The following is an 8063-nucleotide window of genomic DNA, read 5'->3' on the forward strand; positions in this document are numbered from 1 at the left end:
TGCGTGATCTGCACCCCGGTCGGGGTGCAGATCACGCACGGTTCGGGTGGGTCAGGTGAGGGCGGGGGTGTGGGTCCGGGACGCCGCCGCCAGCACGGACCGCAGCGCGGAGGCGGTGACCGAGGAGTCCAGGCCGATGCCCCACCGGGTGTCCCCGTCGACCCGGCACCGGGCGTACGTCACCGCCCGGACGTCGCTTCCCTCCCCGAGGGACTGCTGCACCAGGCTCGCCACCTCGACCTCGTGGCCGTGTGCGGCCAGGATTCGCGTCAGGGCCTCCACCGGTCCGCCGCCGATCGCCTCGCCGGCCAACGGCGCCCCGTCCAGCGAGCCGCGCACGCGCACCCGATCGCCCTCGTCGACGTGCTCGACGGTCCACTGTGGGAGCTCGCCGTGATGGAAGTACTTGGCCTGCAGCAATTCCCACAGCTGGTCGGCCGTGACCTCGGCGCCGCTGTCGTCGGTGGCGAGCTGGACGTGCCGGGCGAAGTCGATCTGCAACGCACGGGGCAGGTCGATGCCGTGGCCGCGCTGCAGCAGGTACGCGATGCCGCCCTTGCCGGACTGGCTGTTCACCCGGATCACCGCCTCGTAGTCCCGGCCCACGTCGTGCGGGTCGATCGGCAGGTACGGCACCTCCCACGGCGCGGTGGCCGGATCGGTGCCGGCCGCCGCGGCGCGCGCCCGGTGGTGCGCGAACCCCTTCTTGATCGCGTCCTGATGGGTGCCCGAGAACGCGGTGTAGACCAGGTCCCCGCCGTACGGATGCCGCGGGTGCACCTCGATCCTGTTGCAGTGCTCCACCGTTCGCCGAATGGCGTCGATGTCGGAGAAGTCGATCATCGGGTCGACCCCCTGGGCGTGCAGGTTCAGCGCGAGGGTCACCAGGTCCACGTTCCCCGTGCGCTCGCCGTTGCCGAACAGGCAGCCCTCCACTCGCTGCGCCCCGGCGAGCACCGCCAGTTCGGCGCAGGCGACACCGGTGCCGCGGTCGTTGTGCGGATGCACCGACAGGATCACCGAGTCGCGGCGGTCCAGGTTGCGGTGCATGTACTCGATCTGGTCGGCGTACACGTTCGGCGTCGAGATCTCCACGGTCGCAGGAAGATTGTGGATCACCGGCCGGTCGGGGGAGGCGTCCCACAGCGCGGTGAGGCCGTCGCACACCTGCAGTACGAAGTCGGGTTCGGTCAGGTTGAACACCTCGGGCGAGAACTCGTAGCGCACTCCCGGATGGTGATCGCCGCCGCGAGCCACGTCCTGCGCGGCGTCGACGATCAAGCGGTGCAACGCGTCCCGGTCGTATCCCAGGACCACCTCGCGCCAGGTCGGCGCGGTCGCGGTGTACATGTGCACCACGACATTCGGCAGCCCCCGCACCGCCGCGTAGGTCCGCTCGACGAGGTCGGTGCGGGCCGCGGTGAACACGACGATCGTGACGTCGTCGGGTACCAGGTCCTGCTCGGCGAGGTCACGGACGAAGTCGAAGTCGGTCTGGCTGGCAGACGGGTAGCCCACCTCGATCTCCTTGTAGCCCATGCCAACCATCAGTTCGAAGAAGCGGCGCTTGCGCTGGGGGTCCATCGGTTCGGCGAGGGCCTGGTTGCCGTCGCGCAGGTCCACCGGCACCCACAGCGGCGCGACGGTGGTGCGGTTGGTCGGCCACCTGCGCTCGACGAGCGGCACCGGTACCCGATCGGAGTACGGGCGATAGCGGTGCGAGGGCATGGCGGACGGGGTCTGGCGATTCCAGTTCATGGTGCGAGCTCCTGCTGTGACGGTCGGTCGACCGGCACGGCGGAACCCCGCGGCGGGGAGCCGGTCCGGTCAGACCCCGCCGCGGCAGTCGAGGAGCAGTCCGCGAATGGCCACGAGCGGTACGCTAGGCGAAATCAACTTGTCTGACAACCCGAGGAGTTTGTGTGGTCGCGCCGCTGCGCCGAAACCTGCTGGCCGATCAGGCCGCGGACCTGCTGTTACGCCGGCTGGCCGCGGGCGAGTGGGAGGTCGGGGCGAAGCTGCCGGGGGAGACCACCCTCGCCGCCGAACTGGGGGTCGGGCGATCCACCGTTCGCGAGGCGCTGCGCATGCTCGCCGGCCAGGGACTGCTCCGGGCGCGGCAGGGCGCGGGCGTCTTCGTCGAACGCACCGAACCGGTCCGCGGGGACGGCTGGGAATCGGTGCTGCGCGCCGAGAGCATCGCGGCGGTGGTCGAGGTCCGCAACGCCATCGAGGTCGAGGCGGCCCGGCTCGCGGCCGGACGGGCCGACGAGGACGACGAGCTCGCGATGCGGCGCGCACTCGACCGCCGTGCGGTGGCGTTCGCCGAGGGGGACCGCGAGTTCGTCGACGCCGACATCGACGTGCACCGAGCGGTCGTGGTCGCCGCCCACAACCCGGTGCTGACCGAACTGTTCGAGACGTTCGTGCCCCGGCTGACCGAGGCGATGGTCGAGATGGTCGAACTACTCGGCGTCCGCGATCGAGATCCGGACCCCGACGCCGACGAGCACCGGGCACTGGTCGACGCGGTCGTGTCGGGTGACGCCGAGGCCGCGGTGGCGATCAGTCGGGCGCACCTGGAGGCGATGCTGGCCGCGGTTCGGCGGCTGGGTCGGTGAGCGGGTCGGCGGGCTGACGCCCCTGCAGGGACTGCTGCTCGGCGCGCTCGAGCTCGACGTCGAACTCGAGGTCCTCGTGCTGGTGCCCACGGAAGAGGAACAGGAACACGACCCAGCCGACCAGGGCCACGAGGATGAAGCTCACCCCGCGGTAGACGAACGCGGCCGCGACGGCCTGTGAGGCACTGATGCTGGCCGCGGTGGTCAGCGTCGCGATCAGGGTGGCGTCGACGAACACCAACCCACCGGGCGCCAACGGGATGGTCGCGACCGCCTTGCCCGCGGCGAACGCGATCAGCAGTCCCGACAACAGCGGATCGGCCCCGATGGCGTAACAGGCGAAGGCGAGGCACGCCACGTCGCCGATCCGGTGCACCGCAGACCAGCAGAGCGTGATCGCGCCGTCCTTCTTGCCGAGCTGCACGGACTCGAGCTGGGCGAGGGTCTCGCGGACCGCGTGCATCCCGGTGTCGGCGGGCTTGCCGCGCATCGAGTTGACCCGCACCAGTACCCAGCGGGCACCGGACTCGATCGAGCTCGGATGCGAGGAGACGTAGCGCACCGCGACGACCAGGGCGATCAGCCCGAACACCGAGAACGTGAGCGTGAACGGGCTGACCGAGCCCCCGACCAGCAGCGCTCCACCGAATCCGATCAGGGCCAGGCCGGCGGCCGCGATCACCCCGGAGATCGCCAGCTGCCAGGACGCCACCACCGGGCTCGCTCCCCAGCGCCGAGTCTCCCGATAGGTGAAGGCGGTGGAGAAGACCTGGCCGGCGGGCAGTGTCACCGCCATCGCCGTCGACGCGTAGACCACCGCGACCGACTTGCGTTGGATGACGTCGACGCCGCCCGCGTGCAACAACTGCTTCTGCACCCGGCCGTATCCGCTGAGCGAGACGGCCTGCGCGAGGATGCAGGCGGCCAGCCAGCCCCAGTGGATCTCGGTGAGTGCTCGCCAGGACTCGTGCAGCCGCGGCCACAGGTACACGCCCTCCGCGAACAACAGCGCGACGACGAGGACTCCGGCCGCCCACTTGACCCACCAGAAGCGCCCGCGGCGACGTTCGGGGACGCCCGCGTCCGCGTTCGGGTCCGGCTGCGGCGTTACCACTAGCCCAGACTAGCCAACAACCGGCGAATCGCTCGCAGACACCGGACCGGTGGTTACGGGTACCGGATCGGGCTGGCCAGATGCGTGACCCGATTGCGGCCCCGCAACTGCACCTCCTCGCCGAGCTCCCACTGCGCCTGCTCCTCGTCGTCCGCGAAGTACACCGCGCTGGTCGAGGCCAGCACCCGGCTCGGCCGCAGCTTGGCCAGCTCGGTGAGCCGGGACGCCTCGTTGACCGGGTCGCCGATCACCGTGTACTCGAATCGCTCGGCGGCACCGATGTTTCCGGCCACCGCGAGTCCGGCCGACACGCCGATGCCGATGTCGAGTCCGGTGATGTCGTTGAGCGCGAACCGCAGCTCCCTCGCGGCGGCGAGCGCCGCGGCCGGGGCGTCCGGCCGGTCCAGTGGGGCGCCGAAAATGGCCAGCGCCGCGTCCCCCATGAACTTGTTGACGAAGCCGTGATGACGGTCGACCACGTCGACGACCACCCGGAAGAACTCGTTGAGCAGGCTGACCACTTCGCCCGGCGGTTGTTCGGCCGCCGCCCCGGTCGACCCCACCATGTCCACGAACAGCACCGCCACGAACCGGGTCTCGCCGCCGAGCTCCGTGCCGAACTGCAGCGCGCGCCGCGCCACGTCCTCGCCGACGTGCTGGCCGAACAGTTCGCGCAGCACCCGCCGTTCGGCCGAGTCCTGCATCATCCGGTTGAAGCCGACCTGCAACCGGCCGATCTCGCTGCCGTCGAACACCTCGACCTGTACGTCGGTCGCGCCGCGCTGGACCCGCTCGATGGCTCGGCGCAACTGTCGGATCGGGTCCGAGATCTGGCTGGCCGTCAGCATCGACAGCACGAATGCGGTGGTGATGGTCATCCCGGACAGCAGCAGGATCGCCACGGCCAGCGAGTTGGTGGAGAACTGCAGGTCGGTGCTCAGCTGGGTGGCGCACAGCAGGATGATGCCGATCACCGGCATCAGCGTGCCCAGGCCCCAGGTCATCGCCATCCTGGTGCCGACCCCGGGCGCGAGCGTCCGGTCGAAGCGACCCTCGCTCAGCGCCCGCGCCGCGACCGGCCGCAGGATGCGTTCCCCGAGCATGTAGGTGAAGCCGAACGTGGTGGTCGCCGCCATGCACACCGTCACCACCACCGCGACGGCGAGTTCGGGCATCTCCGAGACCGTCAACGCGACGAACAGGACCCCGCCGATCACCCACAGGATGAGGTGCACGATGGCCTGCCGGAGCGGGGCGTGCAGCGCGGCCATCTGCTCGCTGCGGGTCGGGGGGCCACCGCGCAGTTGCCAGCGGATCACCGAGCGCAGCATCAGCGCGGCCGCGCCGAGGCTGACCACCCCGGCCAGGAAGAGGTAGACGCCGAAGACAATTCCGTTCCGCAGCCGGTCGGCCACGATCGCCGCCGACTCGGTGATCGGCAGCCCGTACCGGATGAACGCCAGCACCAGCACCGCGCCGATGAAGTTCGCCAGGATCATCGACCCCATGTAGAGCGGCCAACGACTGCGCATGGTCAGCGCGACCGCTCGGTAGGAGGATGCCAGCACAACGACCAATTTAACGCGGTGGTCGGGACCGTCGACGACGCGGACTCGGGAAACGGCCGTCCGGGCACGTCCCGCAAAACCCCGGTCCGGCCGATAGGCTCGCGCGGGTGACCGCGAAAGAGTCGCCCCAGACTCCACCGCGGGGCGCCGACGCCGCGTCGGTACACCCGCTGGTCCGAGTCGGCGCCGAGTGGACCTGGCGGTTGCTGGTGCTCTTCGCCGGTCTCCTGACGCTCGGCTACCTTGTCCGCAGGCTCGACACGGTGCTCATCCCCGTCGGCCTTGCGCTGCTCGGCGCCGCGCTGCTGTCCCCCCTGGTCAACTGGTTCCAGCGCAAGGGCGTCCCGCGGTCGGCCGCGGTGATCGTCGTGCTGATCAGTGCGATCGGCATCGTCGCGGGCATCATGACCTTCGTCGTCGAGCAGTTCGTCACGGGCATCCCCGGTCTGACCGAACAGTTCACCCACTCGATCAACCAGATCCAGGACTGGCTGACCTCCGGACCGTTCCACTTCTCCGAGGAGCAGATCCGCAACGCCGGCGACTCGGCGGTCAAGTCGATCCAGGACAACCGGGAGGCGCTGACCAGCGGCGCCCTCACCACCGGCAAGGTCATCGGGGAGCTGTTCACCGGCGCTGCGCTGACCCTGTTCACCCTGATCTTCTTCATGTACGGCGGTGACCAGGTCTGGGAGTTCGTCACCCGGATCGTCCCCACCCGCTCGCGGGAACGGGTCCGGCTGGCGGGCAGCCAGGGCTACCGCTCGCTGGTCGGCTACGTCCGCGCGACGGTCGCGGTCGCGGCCGTCGACGCCGTCGGCATCGGCGCGGGCCTGGCGATCCTGGGTGTCCCGCTTGCCCTGCCGCTGGCGTCGCTGGTGTTCATGGGCGCGTTCATCCCGATCGTCGGTGCCTTCTTCGCCGGCTTCGTCGCGGTCCTCGTGGCGCTGGTGACGAAGGGCCTGATCACCGCGCTGATCACGCTCGGCATCATCATCGGGATCATGCAGCTCGAGGGGCATGTCCTGCAGCCGCTGATGCTCGGCCGCGCGGTCCGGTTGCATCCGCTCGCGGTGGTGCTGGCGATCGCGACCGGCATCGTGCTCGCTGGCATCGTCGGCGGTCTGCTCGCGGTGCCGACCGTCGCGGTGATGAACACGGCGATCCGGTCGCTGCTCGCCGAGAACCCGGAGGAGGTTCCCGACGAGGTCGACGTGGAGGACCCGCACCTACCGCTGTTCCCGGTCACGCCGGACGAACCCGACTAGGTCGGTGCGGCACCCTATTCTGGTGCCATGGAGGCAAGGGATCTGCGGGTGTCCGATGCGGAACGCGAACACGTCGGGCAGTTGCTGCAGCGGGCGGTCGGACAGGGGATGCTCTCGCTCGGAGAGTTCACCGAACGGATGGACACGGCGCTGGCCGCCCGGACCCGCGGTGAGCTGAACGCGGTGCTCTACGACCTGCCCGGGATGCGGGTGGTCACGGAGGAGGCGCCGCCGCAGCCCGCGGCATCGGGTCCGATCTACGCGGCGCCGACTCCGGTGCCGACACCGACGAACGTCGTGCGCGCCACCCTGACGTCGGTGACCCGGAAGGGACCGTGGCACGTTCCGCCGACGCTCCACGTGAGCAGCAAGCTGTCCACCGTCACCCTCGACTTCAGCGAGGCGGTGATGCAGACCCAGGTGGTCGAACTGGTCGTCGACGACTTCTGCGGGACCACCACGCTGATCGTCCCGCCCGAGGCGACCGTCGACCTCAACGGGGTCGACACCGTCGGAGGCAGCGCGACCAACAGGGTGCGCACCGGACCTCAGCCCGGACCGCTGCACCTGGTGGTGCGCGGGAAGGTCCGGTTCGGGTCGATCACCGCCAAGCACCCGTTCGGGACGGCCTGGAAGCGGATGCTCGGCTGACTCATTCCCGCTTCTGCCGAGCCAGCAGTTCGCTCACGCTGACCGTCGGGGCGCCCTCGGTGTGACGGTGCCGCCCGGGCTCGATGGCCGACTCGTCGGTTTCGCGCGTGGGCGTCGGCGCCGGCGCGGCAGGGGCCGGGGCAGGGGCGACCCTCGGCGGTGCGGGCGGCGGGACCGGCGCGGCTGCCCGAGGTGCGGGCGCAGGCATCGGCGCGGTGGCGGCGGGCCTGGCCTGCGGCGGAACCGGACGCGGCGGCAGAACCTGCCTCGACGGCGCCGCCGCGGGCTGCGGCGAACCGTTCGGCACCCCGCCGTGCCCGTTCTGCGACAGACCGTTCTGGGCGGGCGCGCCGTGCTGCCCGGTCGGGACCGCAACGTTCGCCCGCTCGCGGGCCGGCATCCGCAGGTCCTGCAGCCAGCTCTCGATCGGGCGATCCTGCGCGGAGGGGGTCGATTCCGCCACCCGCGGCGCGGGTACCCGCGCCTGCGGCGTCGACGGTGCGGGCTCGGGGCGCGGCGGGGACACCACGGGGTTCGAACCCATCATGGGGATCGGCTCGGTCAGCGGCTCGCCGACCAGCGGTTCCACCGTCTCCGCGATGCGGGAGGCGGCCGCGGTCCGTGGCGGCAGCACCCGCTCGATGGCGTCCCGGGTCAACGGGTTCGACGCGCGGGCCGCGACCGGCGCGACCGGCGCCAGCGCGATGCCGACCGCCGCGATCTCCGGCACGTTCTCCGGCATCCGCTCGTCGTCGAGGATGGGTTCGCCGAGGCCGAGGCGTTCCTGGATGCGTTTCATCCAGGCGGGCGCCCACCAGCAGTCGTCGCCGAGGAGCTTCAT

Annotated in this window: 6 protein-coding genes and 1 pseudogene; 3 read left to right on the forward strand and 4 right to left on the reverse strand. The window is 70.8% G+C overall.

Annotated elements, in window-relative coordinates:
• Positions 1-51: 51 nt before the first annotated feature.
• Positions 52-1758 carry a 2-isopropylmalate synthase gene (locus tag ACFXGJ_RS23240; protein WP_378625462.1) on the reverse strand — a complete coding sequence of 569 codons (1707 nt, stop codon included), beginning with the start codon at positions 1756-1758 and terminating at the stop codon, positions 52-54.
• Between the two features lie 164 nt (positions 1759-1922).
• Between ACFXGJ_RS23240 and ACFXGJ_RS23245 the strand changes: the two genes are divergently transcribed.
• Positions 1923-2621, forward strand: a complete 699-nt coding sequence (locus tag ACFXGJ_RS23245; RefSeq protein WP_378625464.1) for a FadR/GntR family transcriptional regulator — start codon at positions 1923-1925, stop codon at positions 2619-2621.
• Here the strand turns inward: ACFXGJ_RS23245 and ACFXGJ_RS23250 are convergent.
• On the reverse strand, positions 2566-3735 hold the full coding sequence (locus tag ACFXGJ_RS23250) for a YbhN family protein (RefSeq protein WP_378625466.1): 1170 nt from the start codon (positions 3733-3735) through the stop codon (positions 2566-2568). The genes ACFXGJ_RS23245 and ACFXGJ_RS23250 overlap by 56 nt on opposite strands.
• A gap of 53 nt (positions 3736-3788) precedes the next feature.
• Complete coding sequence (locus ACFXGJ_RS23255; RefSeq protein WP_378625475.1) at positions 3789-5243, reverse strand: adenylate/guanylate cyclase domain-containing protein; 1455 nt, start codon at positions 5241-5243, stop codon at positions 3789-3791.
• Positions 5244-5410: 167 nt separating this feature from the next.
• Here ACFXGJ_RS23255 and ACFXGJ_RS23260 point away from each other — a divergent pair, with 167 nt between their 5' ends.
• Together ACFXGJ_RS23260 and ACFXGJ_RS23265 are read left to right on the forward strand one after the other, a co-directional pair.
• Positions 5411-6571 (forward strand): AI-2E family transporter, encoded by a 1161-nt coding sequence (locus ACFXGJ_RS23260; protein WP_378625469.1) that lies wholly within the window; start codon positions 5411-5413, stop codon positions 6569-6571.
• 27 nt (positions 6572-6598) lie between these two features.
• Positions 6599-7222, forward strand: coding sequence for a DUF1707 domain-containing protein (locus ACFXGJ_RS23265; RefSeq protein WP_378625472.1), 624 nt, complete (start codon positions 6599-6601; stop codon positions 7220-7222).
• Position 7223: 1 nt separating this feature from the next.
• Here ACFXGJ_RS23265 and ACFXGJ_RS23270 read toward each other — a convergent pair.
• Positions 7224-8063, reverse strand: a pseudogene (locus ACFXGJ_RS23270) (RND transporter); the annotation flags it as partial.

Source organism: Rhodococcus sp. NPDC059234 (genome assembly GCF_042754225.1).
Lineage (GTDB): Bacteria > Actinomycetota > Actinomycetes > Mycobacteriales > Mycobacteriaceae > Rhodococcus_G.